15 protein-coding genes are annotated in these 15,825 nt (G+C 67.6%); 12 read left to right on the top strand and 3 right to left on the bottom strand.

Translation table 11 applies throughout. The features are described from left to right. The 7 genes from GQE99_RS19675 to GQE99_RS19645 all read left to right on the top strand — a co-directional run bounded on the left by GQE99_RS19675 (window position 1) and on the right by GQE99_RS19645 (window position 6,808). Complete coding sequence (locus GQE99_RS19675) at window positions 1-1,215, top strand: sirohydrochlorin chelatase (protein WP_161353661.1); 1,215 nt, start codon at window positions 1-3, stop codon at window positions 1,213-1,215. Next, window positions 1,212-1,862, top strand: coding sequence for a precorrin-8X methylmutase (locus tag GQE99_RS19670; protein WP_161353660.1), 651 nt, complete (start codon window positions 1,212-1,214; stop codon window positions 1,860-1,862). The genes GQE99_RS19675 and GQE99_RS19670 overlap by 4 nt, the downstream gene beginning before the upstream one ends. Continuing rightward, complete coding sequence (cbiE, locus tag GQE99_RS19665; protein ID WP_161353659.1) at window positions 1,859-3,061, top strand: precorrin-6y C5,15-methyltransferase (decarboxylating) subunit CbiE; 1,203 nt, start codon at window positions 1,859-1,861, stop codon at window positions 3,059-3,061. The genes GQE99_RS19670 and cbiE overlap by 4 nt, the downstream gene beginning before the upstream one ends. Then, entirely contained in the window at window positions 3,058-3,759 is a 702-nt protein-coding gene (gene cobI, locus GQE99_RS19660; RefSeq protein WP_161353658.1) for a precorrin-2 C(20)-methyltransferase, read from the top strand. The genes cbiE and cobI overlap by 4 nt, the downstream gene beginning before the upstream one ends. Continuing rightward, a complete protein-coding gene (cobJ, locus tag GQE99_RS19655; RefSeq protein WP_161353657.1) occupies window positions 3,750-5,591 on the top strand; it encodes a precorrin-3B C(17)-methyltransferase in 1,842 nt (613 codons plus the stop codon). Before cobI ends, cobJ begins: the two co-directional genes overlap by 10 nt. Further along, window positions 5,588-6,379, top strand: coding sequence for a precorrin-4 C(11)-methyltransferase (gene cobM, locus GQE99_RS19650; protein ID WP_161353656.1), 792 nt, complete (start codon window positions 5,588-5,590; stop codon window positions 6,377-6,379). Before cobJ ends, cobM begins: the two co-directional genes overlap by 4 nt. A gap of 81 nt (window positions 6,380-6,460) precedes the next feature. After that, entirely contained in the window at window positions 6,461-6,808 is a 348-nt protein-coding gene (locus GQE99_RS19645) for a hypothetical protein (protein WP_161353655.1), read from the top strand. A 59-nt stretch (window positions 6,809-6,867) separates the two neighbouring features. Here the strand turns inward: GQE99_RS19645 and GQE99_RS19640 are convergent, their stop codons facing one another. Next, window positions 6,868-8,541: an acyl-CoA dehydrogenase family protein gene (locus GQE99_RS19640; protein WP_161353654.1), complete on the bottom strand. Its 1,674-nt coding sequence runs from the start codon at window positions 8,539-8,541 to the stop codon at window positions 6,868-6,870. 147 nt (window positions 8,542-8,688) lie between these two features. Here GQE99_RS19640 and GQE99_RS19635 point away from each other — a divergent pair, with 147 nt between their 5' ends. Further along, complete coding sequence (locus GQE99_RS19635) at window positions 8,689-9,465, top strand: sulfite exporter TauE/SafE family protein (protein ID WP_161353653.1); 777 nt, start codon at window positions 8,689-8,691, stop codon at window positions 9,463-9,465. Here GQE99_RS19635 and GQE99_RS19630 read toward each other — a convergent pair. Further along, window positions 9,462-10,031, bottom strand: a complete 570-nt coding sequence (locus GQE99_RS19630; RefSeq protein ID WP_161353652.1) for a DUF3859 domain-containing protein — start codon at window positions 10,029-10,031, stop codon at window positions 9,462-9,464. The genes GQE99_RS19635 and GQE99_RS19630 overlap by 4 nt on opposite strands. After that, entirely contained in the window at window positions 10,031-11,629 is a 1,599-nt protein-coding gene (locus tag GQE99_RS19625) for a phosphoenolpyruvate carboxykinase (protein ID WP_161353651.1), read from the bottom strand. The genes GQE99_RS19630 and GQE99_RS19625 overlap by 1 nt, the downstream gene beginning before the upstream one ends. Before the next feature lie 372 nt (window positions 11,630-12,001). On the opposite strand from GQE99_RS19625, the gene GQE99_RS19620 reads away from it, so the two are divergent. The 4 genes from GQE99_RS19620 to rapZ are packed head-to-tail and all read left to right on the top strand — an operon-like array spanning window position 12,002 to window position 15,806. Beyond that, window positions 12,002-12,703, top strand: a complete 702-nt coding sequence (locus GQE99_RS19620; protein WP_161353650.1) for a response regulator transcription factor — start codon at window positions 12,002-12,004, stop codon at window positions 12,701-12,703. A 42-nt stretch (window positions 12,704-12,745) separates the two neighbouring features. After that, window positions 12,746-14,473, top strand: a complete 1,728-nt coding sequence (locus GQE99_RS19615) for a sensor histidine kinase (protein ID WP_328794226.1) — start codon at window positions 12,746-12,748, stop codon at window positions 14,471-14,473. Next, a complete protein-coding gene (locus tag GQE99_RS19610; RefSeq protein ID WP_161353649.1) occupies window positions 14,470-14,916 on the top strand; it encodes an HPr kinase/phosphorylase in 447 nt (148 codons plus the stop codon). Before GQE99_RS19615 ends, GQE99_RS19610 begins: the two co-directional genes overlap by 4 nt. Then, a complete protein-coding gene (rapZ, locus tag GQE99_RS19605; RefSeq protein WP_161353648.1) occupies window positions 14,913-15,806 on the top strand; it encodes an RNase adapter RapZ in 894 nt (297 codons plus the stop codon). The genes GQE99_RS19610 and rapZ overlap by 4 nt, the downstream gene beginning before the upstream one ends. Window positions 15,807-15,825 lie beyond the last annotated feature (19 nt).

Here is a 15,825-nt window from a genome sequence, read left to right as displayed (position 1 = left end):
ATGTCGAAGACCGGTGTGATGATCTGCGGCCACGGCTCGCGCAGCCAGGCCGCGGTGGACGAGTTCAAGGTCCTGGCCGAGAAGCTCCCTGCCTATTTCCCCGAAGACTGGATGGTCGATTACGGCTACCTCGAATTCGCCAACCCGGTGATCCGCGCGGGCCTCGACAACCTGCGCGAGGCTGGGTGCGACCGCATCCTCGCGGTCCCCGGCATGCTCTTCGCCGCGATGCATTCGAAGAACGACATCCCCACGGTGCTCAATGCCTACGGCGCCGAGCACGGGATCGAGGTGTCCTACGGACGCGAACTGGGCGTCGACCCCAAGATGGTCGCGGCCGCCGGTGAGCGCGTGCGCGACGCGGTCGCGGCGGCGGACGCCGCGCACGGCCCGGTGGCGCTCGAGGACACCTGCCTCGTCGTGATCGGGCGCGGTGCCTCGGACCCGGATGCCAATGCGAACGTCGCCAAGATTGCCCGGCTGCTGCAAGAAGGGCTGGGTTTCGGCTGGCTCGAGGTGGGCTATTCCGGCGTCACCTTCCCGCTGGTTGAGCCCTGCCTGCGTCACGCGACGAAGCTGGGCTACAAGCGGATCGTGGTGTTCCCGTACTTCCTGTTCACCGGCATCCTGATCGACCGGATCTACGGCTTCACCGACCGCGTCGCGGCGGATCACCCGGAGATCCAGTTCGTGAAGGCGGGCTACCTCAACGATCACCCCAAGGTGCTCGAGACCTTCGCGGAGCGCGTGACCGAGCAGACCGGCACCGTGCCGCCCCCGAACTGCGGCACCTGCCCGTATCGTGAACAGGTCCTGTCGCTCTCAGACGGCGCGCATGCGCATATCAAGCCCGAGGACCGGGCAGGCCACCCGGCCTTCTCCGACACCCCGCCGCCGACCTGCGTGATGTGCAAGTACCGGGTCGAGGTCATCGGCTTCGAGGCCGAGGTGGGTGCGGTGCAGGAAAGCCATCACCACCATGTCGAGGGGCAGGGCGCACAGGCCCCCGGGTCGCGCGTTGAAGACTGCACCTATTGCGACACGTTCTGCACCGGCGAATGCCGTCTGCACCTGGACGACCATCACCACCACCATGACCATGATCACGATCACGATCACGATCACGACCACGATCATGGCCACCACCATCACCATCACGCCCAGTATCCCCACGCCAAGCACCCGCACGGCCCCGAGTCGGCGCGCACGAAATGACGCGCCCCCCGCTGCGCTACGAGCGTGACCCCGCGTCGATCTATCGGCAGAGCTTCGCGACGGTGGAGAAGGAGGCGCGGCTCGACCGGTTCACGCCGGGCATGGCGCAATTGGCCACGCGGGTGATCCATGCCTGCGGGATGGTCGAGGTGGCCGACCGGCTGGCCTTCTCGGGCGAGGCCTTCGCGGCCGGTGAGGCGGCGCTGGCGGCGGGCAAACCGATCCTGTGCGATTGCGAAATGGTGGGCGCCGGGATCATCCGGCGCTATCTGCCCGCGGGCAACGAGGTGATCGTGACGCTGAACGAGGCGGGCGTCCCGGACAGGGCGCGCGACATCGGCAACACGCGCTCCGCGGCGGCGGTGGAGCTCTGGGCCGATCATCTCGACGGCGCCGTGGTCGCCATCGGTAACGCGCCGACCGCGCTCTTCCACCTGCTCGAACTTCTCGACGCCGGTGCGCCGAAGCCGGCGCTCATCCTTGGCTTCCCCGTCGGCTTCGTGGGTGCGGCGGAGAGCAAGGCCGAGCTGGCCAACAATCCGCGCGGCTGTGACTTCGTCGCCCTGCGCGGGCGGCGTGGCGGGTCGGCGATGGCCTCGGCCGCCGTCAACGCGCTGGCCGCGGGACTCCCGGAGGTGGTGCAATGACCCAGGCCTGGCTTCATGTGGTGGGCATCGGCGAGGACGGGCTCGACGGCCTCACCCCCGCCACGCGCGCGGTCGTCGAGGCGGCGGAGATCATCGTGGGCGGCGACCGCCACCACGACCTGTCCGACCGCGTTACCGCGGAACGGGTCGCCTGGCCCTCGCCCTTCGATGCGCTGATCGACCAGCTTCTGTCGTACAAGGGCAAGCGCGTGGTCGTGCTGGCGACCGGCGATCCGCTCTGGTTCTCGGTCGGTGCCCGGATCGGGCGTGCGATCCCGCCGGGCGAGATCACCTATCACCCGCAGCTCTCGGCCTTCCAACTCGCCTCCGCCCGCATGGGGTGGTCGATGGCGGATCTCGAGACGCTGACGGTTCACGGTCGCCCGGTCGAGCAGATGATCGCCTTCATCCAGCCCGACGCGCGGCTCCTGATCCTCACGACCGGGAGCGAGACGCCGGGCCAGATCGCGCGATTCCTGACCGAACGGGGCTTCGGGCGCTCGCCGATGACCGTGCTCGCCAACATGGGCGGGGCGGAGGAGACGCGTTTCGACGGGATCGCGGAGAGCTGGGACCACGAGGTGCCTGCGTTCAACACGCTCGCGGTCGAATGCGTCGCCGCCCCCGATGCCGCGCTCATGCCGCGCGTGCCGGGGCTGTCGGACGATCTCTTCCAGCATGACGGCACCATGACCAAGCGCGAGGTCCGGGCGCTGACGGTGGCCAAGCTCATGCCGATGCGCGGTGCGCTTCTGTGGGACATCGGGACCGGCTGCGGCTCGGTCGCCGTCGAATGGATGCGCGCGGCGCGCTATGCCCGCGCCATCGGGATCGAACCGCGCGCGGACCGGCGCGCCATGGCCGCCGAGAACGCGCTCGCGCTGGGCGCGCCGCAGTTGCAGGTGATCGAAGGTACCGCGCCGGACGCGCTCGCGGGGCTCGAGGCGCCGGATGCGGTCTTCATCGGCGGGGGCCTGAGCGAAGAGACCTACGCCGCTGCCTGGGATGCCCTCAAACCGCTCGGACGCCTCGTGGCCAATGCGGTGACTCTGGAAAGCCAGGCGACGCTCATCGACCTCTACCACCGCCACGGGGGCGAGCTGATCCAGCTTGCCGTGTCGCGGGCCGACGAGATCGGGCCGCGCACCGGCTGGCGTCCGGCGATGCCGGTGACGCAATGGAGCCTCGTGAAACGATGACCGGAACCCTGATCGGCGTGGGCCTCGGGCCGGGTGATCCCGACCTGATGACGCTGAAAGCCGCGCGCGCCATTGGTGCGGCCGGGGTCGTGGCCTATCCGGCGCTGCCCGGCACCGACAGTTTCGCGCGCTCCATCGCCGCCGACCTGATCCGGTCGGACGCAGACGAGATCGTCATCGAAGTGCCCATGACCAAGGCCCGCGAACCTGCTCAGGCGGCTTACGACGTCGGGGCCGGGCGGATCGCCGAGGCGCTCGCCGCCGGGCGCGATGTCGCGGTCCTGTGCGAGGGGGACCCGTTCTTCTACGGCTCGTTCATGTATCTCCACGCGCGCCTGTCGGACCGTTTCCCCGTCGAGGTCATCCCCGGTATCACCTCGGTCTCCGCCGCGACCGCCCGCGCGGCCTTGCCGCTGGTCGCGCGCAACGAGGTGCTGACCGTGCTCCCCGGCCCGCTGGAGAGCGACGCGCTCGCCTCCCGGATCGATGCGGCCGAGGCGGTCGTGATCATGAAGGTGGGCCGCCACCTTGGCCGTATCCGCGACGTGCTTGCCGCCCGCGGGCTCGTCGACCGCGCGCTCTACGTGGAACGTGCCACAATGGAGACCGAACGCATCCTCCCGCTGGCCGATGCGCCGGAGGCGGCGCCCTATTTTTCCCTCATCCTCGTGTCGAAAGGCTCCGATCCATGGCTGTGACACCCGTCGTCCTCTGCCTGAACCGCTCCGGTGAGCCGGTCGCCCACCGCATCGCCGCCGCCCTGGGCGCGCAGGTCCACGGCCGCGAGGGCCGCGTGGACGTGGCCGACGCGTTCTTTCCGAACGCGCTCGATCATGCCCGCGACCTCTTCGCAGCCGGTACGCCGATCGTCGGGGTCTGCGCCGCGGGTATCCTGATCCGCGCTGTCGCCCCGATCCTTGCCGACAAGCGCTCGGAGCCGCCGGTGGTGGCGGTGTCGGATGACGGCAGCGTGGCCATTCCTCTCTTGGGCGGGCACCGGGGCGCGAACCGGCTGGCCCACGAGATCGCCGACATGCTCGACGCCAAGGCCGCCGTCACCACCGCTGGCGACGTGGCCATCGGCGTGGCGCTGGACGTGCCGCCGGCGGGCTACCGGTTGGCCAACCCGGAGGACGCGAAGCCGGTGATGGCCGCGATGCTCGCAGGCGCCCGCGCCCGCGTGACCGGCGAGGCGATCTTCGACATCGACAGCGACCCGGAAGGCACCGTGGAACTCGTCGTCACCGAGGCGCCGGAGGCAGGATCGGACACCCGGCTCGTCTACCACCCGCAGACCCACGTGCTGGGCGTGGGCTGTGCGCGCGGCGCCGATCCGGCGGAGCTGGCCGCTTCGGTCGAGGCGATGCTGGACGAGGCGAAGGTCGCCCCTGGCGCGATCGCGGCCGTGGCGACACTGGACCTCAAGGGGGACGAGCCCGCGATGAACGCGCTCGCGGAGACGCTGGGCGTGCCGCTGCGGCTCTTCACGGCCGAAGAGCTGGAGGCGATGACGCCGCGGCTTGCCACGCCGTCGGACGTGGTCTTCGCCGAAGTGGGCTGCCATGGCGTCTCCGAGGGCGCAGCCCTGGCCTGTGCCGGGGCCGATGCGACGCTTGCCGTCACCAAGCGCAAGACCGCCAACACCACCTGCGCGCTGGCGAAGGCCCCCGCACCTGTCACAACCCCCGCGGGCCGCGCCCGGGGCCGTCTGTCGATCATCGGGATCGGCCCGGGGCAGGCAACGTGGCGCACGCCCGAAGCCTCCCGCCTTATCCAGGAGGCAGAAGAGCTGGTGGGCTATGGCCTGTATATCGACCTGCTGGGCCCCCTGGCTGCCGGCAAGACGCGTTCCGACTTCCCGCTGGGCGGTGAAGAGGACCGGTGCCGCTACGCGCTGGAGCAGGCCGGGCAGGGCAAGAACGTCGCGCTGATCTGTTCGGGCGACGCGGGCATCTACGCGATGGGCGCGCTGGTCTTCGAACTGCTCGACCGGGGCGCGGGCGACGGCGGCGTCACCGATGCCGCGCGCCGGGTCGAGGTGATCTCGACCCCCGGCGTCTCCGCACTTCAGGCCGCGGCCGCGCGCGCCGGTGCGCCGCTTGGACATGATTTCTGCGCGATCTCGCTGAGTGACCTGCTGACGCCGCGCGCGGACATCGTGAAACGGCTCCACGCCGCCGCCGAAGGGGATTTCGTGATCGCCTTCTACAACCCAGTCTCCCGCCGCCGCCGCACGCTCCTGGCCGAGGCGCGCGACATCCTGCTGAAGCATCGCCCGGCCGACACGCCGGTGCTCCTGGCGTCGTCGCTGGGACGTCCGGAGGAAGAGCTGCGGTACAGGCGTCTGGCCGACCTGGAGGTCGACGAGGTCGACATGCTCACCGTCGTGCTCGTGGGCTCGTCCAATTCGCGACTGGCGCAGCTGGGCGAGGGGCCCCGCATGTTCACCCCGCGCGGTTATGCCCGCCGGATCGACGGTGATCTGCGGGACGTGGGGAATCGGCATCTTGAAACGGAGGACACCCAATGACCGTCTATTTCATCGGCGCGGGTCCGGGCGACCCCGAGCTTCTCACGCTGAAGGCCCAGCGGATCATCGGGGAGTGCCCGGTCTGCCTGTACGCCGGTTCGCTCGTCCCGCCGGAAGTGGTCGCCTGCGCCCCCGAGGGCGCGCGGGTCATGGACACCGCGCCCATGACGCTGGAGGATACCCATGCCGAGATCGTCGCGGCCCACAAGCGCGGCGAGGACGTGGCGCGCGTGCATTCCGGCGACCCGTCGCTCTACGGTGCGATCGCGGAGCAGATCCGGCGCCTCGCGGCCGACGGGATCGATTACCAGATCGTGCCGGGCGTGCCCGCCTATGCCGCCGCCGCCGCCGCGCTGGGCCAGGAGCTGACGATCCCCGAGATCGCGCAGTCGATCGTGCTCACCCGCGTGTCGATGCAATCCACCGCCATGCCCGAGGGCGAGACGCTGGAGAACTTCGCGCGGACCGGGGCGACGCTGGCGATACACCTGGGCGTGCGCAACATGCGCGAGATCGAGCGGGTACTGACCCCGCATTACGGGGCGGATTGCCCGGTGGTCGTCGCCTACCGCGTTGGCTGGCCGGACGAGATGATGATCCGGGGCACCCTGTCGGACATCCGGATGAAGGTGCGCAAGGAGAAGATCACGCGCACCGCGCTCATCCTTGTCGGTCCCGCATTGGGGCGGGTGCGCGACTTCAAGGACTCGGCGCTTTACGACCCGGCGAAGCCGCACGTGCTGCGCCCGGTGGTGGGTGTCGACCTGGTGGAAGAAAACAACACCTGACCGGGAACTCGCTGCCCCCCGACACGTTCCGTTGACGGGTGGCATGTTCCTGTCATCGTGGAAGGCCGAACGGAGGGTGACATGGACGCATTGCCGAAAGAAGTGCAGGAAGGACTGCTCGAGGCGCAGAAGAAGGACATGCGCCGCGCATCGCGCCTGCGCGTGAAGGTCGGGGAGGAGATGTTCCGCGTCCTCGAGTACCGTGATGGCGGCTTCGCGCTCGACATCGAAGATGCGCCGAAGCTGCGCGGGCTGGTGGATCTCTATTCCGGCCCCAATCACCTGTACCAATGCCTGATCGTGGCCTCGGAAGAGGATGGCCCGCTGATGCGCTACGAGTTCAAGCGTTCGACCGCCGCGCTTGACGAGCCGCCACGCGATTTCGCCGAAGATCCGGACAAGCCCGCGGGGCTCCTGCCGGAAGCCTGACCCCCCACATGAAAAGCGCCGCTTCCGCGGCGCTTTTTTTGATTGCGATGTGACCCGGGTCAGCCCAGGAGCCGGCGCGCGATCACCTGTGCCTGGATCTCTGCCGCGCCCTCGAAGATGTTGAGGATGCGCGCGTCGCACAGGATGCGGCTGATCTGGTATTCCAGCGCGAAGCCGTTGCCGCCGTGGATCTGCAGCGCGTTGTCGGCGCTCGCCCACGCGACGCGGGCGCCCAGGAGCTTGGCCATCCCCGCCTCGAGATCGCAGCGCCGGTCGTTGTCCTTCTCCCAGGCGGAGAAATAGGTGAGCTGGCGGGCCACCATGATCTCGACCGCCATCATGGCGAGCTTGCCGGCCACGCGCGGGAAGTTGACGAGGGACTTACCGAATTGCTTGCGGTCCTCGGCGTATTGCATCCCGGTCTCGAGCGCGGATTGCGCGACACCGATCGCACGGGCGGCGGTCTGGATACGGGCGGATTCGAAGGTCTGCATGAGCTGCTTGAAGCCCTGGCCCTCTTCGCCGCCCAAGAGGTTGGCGGCGGGCACGTGGAAACCGTCGAAGCCCAGCTCGTATTCCTTCATGCCGCGATACCCCAGCACCTCGATCTCACCGCCGGTCATGCCGGGGGTGGGGAAGGGGTCGTCGTCGGTGCCGGCCTGCTTCTCGGCGATGAACATGGACAGGCCGCGGTAATTGTCCGTGGCCGGGTCGGTGCGTGCGAGGAGCGTCATGACGTTGGCGCGCGCGGCATGGGTGATCCAGGTCTTGTTGCCCGTGACCCGGTAATCCTCGCCGTCCTTGACCGCGCGGGTGCGGAGCGAGCCGAGGTCGGAGCCGGTATTGGGCTCGGTGAACACCGCCGTCGGCAGAACCTCGGCCGAGGCGATCTTGGGCAACCAGTGCTCCTTCTGCGCGTCCGTGCCGCCGGCGAGGATCAGCTCGGCTGCGATCTCGGACCGGGTGCCGAGGGAACCGACGCCGATGTAGCCGCGCGACAGCTCTTCGGAGACGACCACCATCGACGCCTTGGACAGGCCCAGGCCCCCGAACTCCTCGGGGATGGTGAGGCCGAAGACGCCCATCTCGGCCAGCTCCTCGATCACCTCCATCGGGATCAGCTCGTCCTTCAGGTGCCAATCGTGCGCGAAGGGCACGACCTTTTCGTCGGCGTAGCGGCGGAACTGTTCGCGGATCATCTCGAGCTCTTCGTCGAGCCCCGAGGTGCCGAAGGTGGCGTGGCCCGCGTTGTCGCGCATCAGTTCGACGAGACGCGCACGCGCGGCGGGGGTGTTGGCGCCCTGCGTGAGGGTCATCACCGCGTCGACCATCAGCGCCAGTTGATCGTCCTGCGTGAGGAACATGTCCTGCGGGCGCACGATCTCGTTTTGGGACATCGGGATGCCGCCGTACATCTGCCAGAGGTATTCGCCGAAGGCGATCTGGTGGATCAGGGCTTCCATCTCGCCGAAGTCACCGGCTTCGGTCAGGCGCTGTGCCCAGGCCTGCATCTGGCGCAGGCTTTCGACATATGTGGCGAGCCATGCCAGCCCGTGGGCTGCTGACTGGTTCTGTTCCAGCAGGGCCGCGCTGACCTTGCCGCCTTCGCTGACCGCGTCACGGACGCGGGTCGTCGCGGTCTCGAGCAATGTCTCCGCCGGGGCGATGGCAGCGCCGGTCAGGCTCAGGAGGTCGTCGAGCAGCGGCTGGGGCATGGCGGCGTCCTTGGGCATGGGAATCTCCCCTCGTTTTCGGTCCCGACGGTGATAGGTATTTTGCAGGTGCAGCGCAACAATAATTCGCGTGACGCCGCGTATCGTTACTAAAATAACCCGACAGTTTTGGGCTGCACCCGCCCCTCGCGCGGGCTAGGAAAGGGCATGGACGTGCTCGGCCTTCTTGCAGACCTGCCCGGTGCGACGCTCGTGGCAGCCACGGCGATCGTGCTCTTCGCGGGCTTCGTGAAGGGCGCCGTGGGCTTCGCGATGCCGATGATCATCATCTCGGGCCTGGGCTCGATCCTGCCCGCCGAAACGGCGCTCGCCGCGCTGATCCTGCCGACGCTGGTGACCAACGGGCGCCAGGCCCTCCGCGGCGGGTGGCAGGGCGCCTGGACCGCCGTGAAGCGCTATCGCCTGTTCCTCGCGGCGCTGCTTGTCTTCCTCGTCGGCTCCGCACAGCTCGTTGGCGTGATCCCGTCGCGCGCGCTGTTCCTGGTGATCGGGGTGCCGCTGGTGATCTTCGCGGTCCTTCAACTGGCGGGCTGGGTGCTGCGGCTCGACCCGCGCCACCGGCGCCGGGACGAGATGCTGATCGGGGGCTTCGCGGGCTTCATGGGTGGCATGTCGGGCATCTGGGGGCCGCCGACGGTGATGTACCTCGCCGCCACCGACGCGCCCAAGTCCGAGGCGATGCGGGTCCAGGGGGTGATCTACGGCATCGGGTCCGTGGCCCTCTTGGCCGCGCACCTGCGCTCGGGCGTCCTGAACGCGCAGACCCTGCCGCTTTCGCTCGCCGCCATCGTGCCGGCGCTGGCAGGCATGGCGCTGGGCTACGTGCTGCACGACCGGATGCCGCAGGCGACCTTCCGACGCGCGATGCTGGTGGTGCTGGCGATCGCCGGGCTGAACCTCGTACGGCGCGGATTGATGGCCTAGCTCGTCATCGCGGGGCCGTCGCACATGCTGGCGCGGATGAAGCTTTCTTCGGCCGGGACGACGTTGAACCTTTGCGACAGGACGATCTCACCGCCGATCTCGACGGAAAGGGTCCATTCGCCCAGCGCGATCTCGTAGGGGAAGTCGAAGGTGAAGAGCGAAGCATTGGTGCTGTCGCCATGCACGGTGGTGGCGTAGCTCTCGGTCGTCACCGGCGGCGATCCGAATGGAGGATGCGTGGTCACGATGCGCGCGGCGCGCGACGGAGCCCCTTCCGGCAGCTTGAAGCGGATGCCGAAGCCGATGCCCACCTCGCCCGGCACCGTCGTGGTCGCGAAGTCGGCGGTCATGATCTGGTCGATCACGTCGATGTAGCCGCGTTCCGTGTCCGGCGCCGCCTCGCGCCCCGTGGCGGTGAGGGGGCAGAAAAGCCCGGCCTCGACGAAGACGATGCCGTCGCCCACCCGGGGCGGGGCCATGTCGGCGCGCGCCGCGACCGCCGAAAGCACAAGCGCCCCGCCGATGAGGGCGGGGCGCAGGGCAGTCTTGATCATGTCCAGCCGCATCAGCCGATGGCGGCGGCTTTGACGTCGTCGTCGATGTATTCGAGGTACTGCTCGAAGTTCTCGGCGAACATCTTCACCAGCTTCTCGGCCTGGGCGTCGTAGGCGTCCTTGTCGTCCCAGGTGCGGCGCGGGTCCAGCAGAACCTCGGCCACGCCGTCGACATCGGTCGGCACGTCGAACCCGAAGTTCGGATCCTTGCGGTAGGTCGCGTCCGACAGCGACCCGTCGAGCGCTGCGGCGAGCAGCGTGCGGGTCGCCTTGATCGGCATCCGCGAACCAGTGCCGAAGGCGCCGCCGGTCCAGCCGGTGTTCACGAGCCAGCAGGTCGCGCCGTGCTTGGCGATCTTTTCCTGCAGGAGCTTGCCGTATTCCTCGGGCCGGCGCGGCATGAAGGGCGCGCCGAAGCAGGTCGAGAAGGTCGGGATCGGCTCGGTCACGCCCACCTCGGTGCCGGGGGTCTTCGACGTGAAGCCCGACAGGAAGTGATACATCGCCTGCGCCGGGGTCAGCCGCGCGATCGGCGGCAGGACACCGTAGGCGTCGCAGGTCAGCATGATGATGTTCTTCGGGTGGCCGCCGAGCGAGCTCGTCGACGCGTTCGAGATGTACTCGAGCGGGTAGGCGCAGCGCATGTTCTCGGTGATCGAGCTGTCCTCGAAGTCGAGCTCCTTGGTCTCCGCGTCGTAGACCATGTTCTCGATCACGGTGCCGAACATCGAGCAGGTGGCGTAGATCTCAGGCTCGGCCTCGGCCGAGAGGTTGATCGTCTTGGCATAGCACCCGCCCTCGAAGTTGAAGGTGCCGCGGTCCGACCAGCCGTGTTCGTCGTCACCGATGAGCACGCGGCTGGGGTCGGCCGAAAGCGTCGTCTTACCGGTGCCCGACAGGCCGAAGAAGACGGCGGTGTCGACCGGGTTGCCCGGCGCGTGGTTGGCCGAGCAATGCATCGCCATGATGCCCTTGCCGGGCAGGATGTAGTTGAGAAGCGTGAAGACGGACTTCTTGTTCTCGCCCGCGTATTCGGTGCCGCCGATCAGGATCACCTTCTTGTCGAAGTTGAGCGCGATCACGGTTTCCGACCGGCAGCCGTGCTTGGCGGGGTCGGCCTTGAACGTCGGGCAGTTGATGATGGTGAACTCGGGCTCGAACTCGTCCAGCTCCTCGCGCTCCGGGCGGCGCAGCATGTGGCGGATGAAGAGCGAATGCCAGGCAAGCTCGGTCACGACGCGCACGTCCAGCCGGTTGGCCGGGTCGGCGCCGCCGAACAGGTCCTGCACGAAGTAGTCGCGGCCCTTCATGTGCTCGACCATGTCGGCGTGCAGCACGTCGAACTTCGACGGCTCCATCGGCGGGTTGTTCTCCCACCAGATCGAGTCTTCCACGTTCTCGGTCCGGACCACGAACTTGTCCTTCGGCGAACGGCCGGTGTGCTTGCCGGTCTCGACCAGCATGGTGCCGCCGCTGCCCAGGTGGCCTTCGCCGCGCTTGAGCGCTTCTTCGATGAGAGAGGGTTCGATGAGGTTGTAATAGACGTTACCAAGCCCCGTGATGCCCTGCTCCTCCAACCGGTACGAAGGGTTCACCCGTCCAATGGTCATCTCGTGTGCTCCTGTTTCCGGCCCAAGCCCGGATTGTGGTTCTACTGGGGCCCGCAACGTCCCAAGACATCCGAATATCGGAAAACCCCGTCGGCGCGGTGCCGCGACGGCAGCGCGTGAGGCCCTATAACATGCCGCTTTCGTGAAGGAACAGGGCGCAATGTCGCGTTAGCGATAGCACGGCGCCTGTTTGCGCAACCACGCGGGCGGCTGTCGCTGGCGCTGCCACAAATCAGCCAAAATTAACGGGTATTGATGCTGAATAGTCGCATTATGGCGGCCGATTCGCGTTTGGGAGTTGATTTCAAAGGCGGATGTGGATTCTATGGCTGCAAAAAATTGGCAGAAACGAGCAGCACGAGGAAATCTCCCATGTCGAAAATTGCCTTGGTCGATGACGACAGGAATATCCTGACGTCGGTCTCCATCACCCTCGAGGCCGAAGGGTTCGAGGTCGAGACCTACAACGACGGCCAGCAAGCGCTGGACGCTTTCAACAAAGCCCTGCCGGACATGGCCGTGTTCGACATCAAGATGCCGCGCATGGACGGGATGGACCTGCTTCAGCGCGTCCGCCAGAAGACCAACATGCCGGTGATCTTCCTGACCTCCAAGGACGACGAGATCGACGAGGTCCTGGGCCTGCGCATGGGGGCCGACGATTACGTGAAGAAGCCGTTTTCCCAGCGGCTTCTGGTCGAACGCATCCGTGCGCTCCTGCGCCGCCAGGACGCGATCGAGGGCGTTGCGATGCCCGATACCGAAGAAAACAAGGTCATGGTGCGCGGCAACCTGTCGATGGACCCGCTGCGCCACGCGGTCACCTGGAAGGGCAAGGACGTGTCCCTGACCGTGACCGAGTTTCTCCTGCTTCAGGCGCTGGCCCAGCGTCCCGGCTTCGTGAAGAGCCGCGACCAGCTGATGGACGTGGCCTATGACGACCAGGTCTACGTCGACGACCGGACCATCGACAGCCACATCAAGCGGCTCCGCAAGAAGATGCGGATGGTCGACGACGAGTTCTCGGCGATTGAGACGCTGTACGGCATCGGATACCGTTATAACGAAGAATAACCTAACGGGCGGGGGGCAGACCGCCGGGGCGGAGAAAACTTGGTGAGGGATACCGAAGCGACCACGGACGGCGCCGATGTGGTGCTGGGCGAAGATTGGGTTGATCCCCAGTCGTCGGTCGATGCCGAGTTGCGCGACAGCCGCAACAAGCGGCGCGCGATCTCGGTCAACCGCTCTCCCCTTGCCCGCAAGATCATCACCTTCAACATCCTCGGCCTCGTCGTGCTCGTGGCCGGGGTTCTCTATCTCAACCCGGTGCGCGACAGCCTTGTCGCGCAGCGTGAACGCGCGCTGGTGATGACCGCCGAGCTGCTGGCCGAGGTCTTCGTCGTCCAGCAGAGCGTCGACGGCACCCCCGACCCCGAGACCGAGGAAGACGGGCTCACCCCCGACGTGGTGCGCGCCGTGCTGGCGGAGACCAACATCTACGACACCGGTGACGTCGTGATCTTCGGCCCCGACGGCACCGTGCTTGGCACGAACGAGGGCCTGCCGCGTCCCGACCGACCCGAAGTCGTCGGGTTGGAAGGTGACGAGCGCTCGACCATCATCACCGATTTCCTCAGCCGTGTTTGGGAAGCCGTCGCGGGCCTGATCGACGCGCAATCCACCGAGCCGCCGATGCCCGTGGACAGCGTCTCGCTGGCGCAGGAAATGCTGCCGGACGTGTTCAACGGCACCACCCGGATAAAAGGCGGCCAGGACGCGACGGGGGCGACGCGCTTCACCGTGGTGACGCCGATCACCGTCGAGGGCGCCGTGCGCGGCGCGGTCGCGCTGACCTCGGTCGGGGGCGAGCTCGACGCGCTGGTACGGGCGGAGCGCGAGCAGGTGCTCCAGATGTTCGTGATCGCCATTCTCGTATCGATCGGGCTGAGCCTCGTGCTCGCCTCGACCATCGCGAATCCGCTGGCCGACCTTGCCGCCGCGGCCGAGATCGGGCGCGACAAGAACTCGAACGCCGCCGTGAACGCGGGCCGCGTGCGCATTCCCGACCTCTCCGGGCGTCCCGACGAGATCGGACGCCTGTCGAAAGCGCTGCGCGGCATGGTCTCTGCGCTCTACGACAGGATCGACGCGAACGAACAATTCGCCGCCGATGTCGCGCACGAAATCAAGAACCCGCTGGCCTCGCTCCGTTCCGCCGTCGGCACGCTGCGCATGGCGCGCAAGGACGAGCAGCGCGAGCGGCTTCTCGACGTGATCGACCACGACGTGCGCCGCCTCGACCGGCTGGTGAGCGACATCTCCAACGCCTCCCGCCTCGACAGCGAGCTGGTGAAGGAAGAGGAAGAGGCGTTCGACCTCATCAAGATGATCCGCAACCTGACCGAGTACCTGGGCCACGAGGCCGAGGGCAAAGGCGTTGACTTCATCTCGGACCTCCCCGGCACGCCGATCGTGATCCACGGGCTCGAGGCGCGGCTGGCGCAGGTCTTCGTCAACCTGATCACCAACGCGCTCAGCTTCTGCGAAGAGGGCGACGCGATCCGCGTCTGGGCGCGCCACCGCGACAACCGCGTGCTCGTCGTGGTCGAGGATACCGGCCCCGGCATCCCCGAAGAGGCGCTGACCAAGATCTTCAACCGCTTCTACTCTGAACGGCCCGAGGGTCAGTTCGGCAACAACTCGGGCCTCGGGCTCGCCATCTCGAAGCAGATCGTCGAGGCGCATGGCGGCGTCATCTGGGCCGAGAACATCCGCCCCACGGACGCCGACATCACGTCGGACCCGCTGGGCGCCCGGTTCGTCGTGGGCCTCCCGGTGTGAGCCGGGACAGCGACCGGCCACACCTCTCCGACACCCGCCACGCAACCTCCATCGCGATCGACGCCTACGGCATCCTGATCACCGGCGCGTCCGGCAGCGGGAAGTCCGCGCTGGCGCTGGAGCTGATCGCGCGGGGGGCCGCGCTGATCTCGGACGACATGACCGTGATCGAACGCGGGGACGAAGGCTGGCCCATCCTCACCGGTCCCGGGCGCATGCAGGGCGTGATCGAGGCGCGGGGCGTCGGGCTCCTGCAGGTGCCCCACGTCCCGCGCGCGGCGCTGCGGCTGGTGGTCGACATGGACACCGTCGAGACTGCGCGCCTGCCGGAAAGGCGCGAGATCGTGATGGCCGGCACCGCCGTTCCTCTCCTGCACAAGGTTGACTCTTCCCACTTTCCGGCCGCCATCTGGAGCCTGGCAAAAGGCGGACGCATGTCATGAATGAAGAGGACCCTGGCACTTCGAGCAACAGCCTCGTGCTGGTCACCGGCCCGTCGGGCGCCGGGCGCACCACGTCGCTCCGCGTGCTCGAGGACCTGGGCTACGAGATCATCGACAACCTTCCGATCACCATGATCCCGCGTCTCCTTTCTGGGTCGCCGCCCGATCATCCGATCGCGCTGGGCATCGACGTGCGCAACCGCGACTTCTCCACCCACGCCGTGCTCGACCTGATCGAGGCGGGGCAGGCCGGGTGGTCGGACCGGGTGAAGGTTCTTTTTCTGGACTGCCGCCCCGACGTGCTTCTCAACCGTTATTCCGAAACGCGCCGCCGGCATCCGCTGAGCAAGCAGGCCGACCCGGAACTGGGCATCGCCCGCGAGATCGAGCTTCTGGAGCCCATCCGCGTGCGCGCCGACGTGTTGATCGACACCTCGGACCTGTCGCCGCACGACCTCAAGGCCGACATCCTGGCGGTCTTCGATCGGAGTGACCGCACGGTTCTTTCGGTTTCCGTGCAGAGCTTTTCCTACAAGCGCGGACTGCCGCGCGGGCTCGACATGGTTTTCGACGTCCGTTTCCTGCGCAACCCGCACTGGGAGCCGGAGCTGCGCGGGATGACCGGACAGGACGCGGCGGTGGCCGATTACGTCGCCCGGGACGCGCGCTACGCAACGTTCTTCGACAAGACCCGCGATCTCATCGAATTCCTGCTTCCGGCCTATGCGGAAGAGGGTAAGGCACACCTCACCATCGGTTTCGGCTGCACCGGGGGGCGTCACCGTTCGGTGACCATGACGGAAAGTATGGCCAAGGCCCTTGCAGACAGGGGTTGGCAGGTGTCAATTAGGCATCGGGAGCTGGAACGCATCGGGCGGGACAGCCCTTAGGGCACGGGACGAAAACTTC

The organism is Maritimibacter harenae, from assembly GCF_009882975.1.
Classification (GTDB): domain Bacteria; phylum Pseudomonadota; class Alphaproteobacteria; order Rhodobacterales; family Rhodobacteraceae; genus Maritimibacter; species Maritimibacter harenae.
Note: the sequence above shows the minus strand (reverse complement) of the source record. Positions and strands in the feature narration are given on the sequence as shown.

What these genes read in the sequence shown, in the direction of transcription:
- GQE99_RS19640 (WP_161353654.1), bottom strand. Translation starts at nt 8,541, where the DNA reads ATGCCCAAGGACGCCGCCATGCCCCAGCCGCTGCTCGACGACCTCCTG.
- GQE99_RS19670 (WP_161353660.1), top strand. Translation starts at nt 1,212, where the DNA reads ATGACGCGCCCCCCGCTGCGCTACGAGCGTGACCCCGCGTCGATCTAT.
- GQE99_RS19625 (WP_161353651.1), bottom strand. Translation starts at nt 11,629, where the DNA reads ATGACCATTGGACGGGTGAACCCTTCGTACCGGTTGGAGGAGCAGGGC.
- GQE99_RS19645 (WP_161353655.1), top strand. Translation starts at nt 6,461, where the DNA reads ATGGACGCATTGCCGAAAGAAGTGCAGGAAGGACTGCTCGAGGCGCAG.
- cobJ (WP_161353657.1), top strand. Translation starts at nt 3,750, where the DNA reads ATGGCTGTGACACCCGTCGTCCTCTGCCTGAACCGCTCCGGTGAGCCG.
- cobI (WP_161353658.1), top strand. Translation starts at nt 3,058, where the DNA reads ATGACCGGAACCCTGATCGGCGTGGGCCTCGGGCCGGGTGATCCCGAC.
- GQE99_RS19675 (WP_161353661.1), top strand. Translation starts at nt 1, where the DNA reads ATGTCGAAGACCGGTGTGATGATCTGCGGCCACGGCTCGCGCAGCCAG.
- GQE99_RS19630 (WP_161353652.1), bottom strand. Translation starts at nt 10,031, where the DNA reads ATGCGGCTGGACATGATCAAGACTGCCCTGCGCCCCGCCCTCATCGGC.
- cbiE (WP_161353659.1), top strand. Translation starts at nt 1,859, where the DNA reads ATGACCCAGGCCTGGCTTCATGTGGTGGGCATCGGCGAGGACGGGCTC.
- GQE99_RS19620 (WP_161353650.1), top strand. Translation starts at nt 12,002, where the DNA reads ATGTCGAAAATTGCCTTGGTCGATGACGACAGGAATATCCTGACGTCG.
- cobM (WP_161353656.1), top strand. Translation starts at nt 5,588, where the DNA reads ATGACCGTCTATTTCATCGGCGCGGGTCCGGGCGACCCCGAGCTTCTC.
- rapZ (WP_161353648.1), top strand. Translation starts at nt 14,913, where the DNA reads ATGAATGAAGAGGACCCTGGCACTTCGAGCAACAGCCTCGTGCTGGTC.
- GQE99_RS19635 (WP_161353653.1), top strand. Translation starts at nt 8,689, where the DNA reads ATGGACGTGCTCGGCCTTCTTGCAGACCTGCCCGGTGCGACGCTCGTG.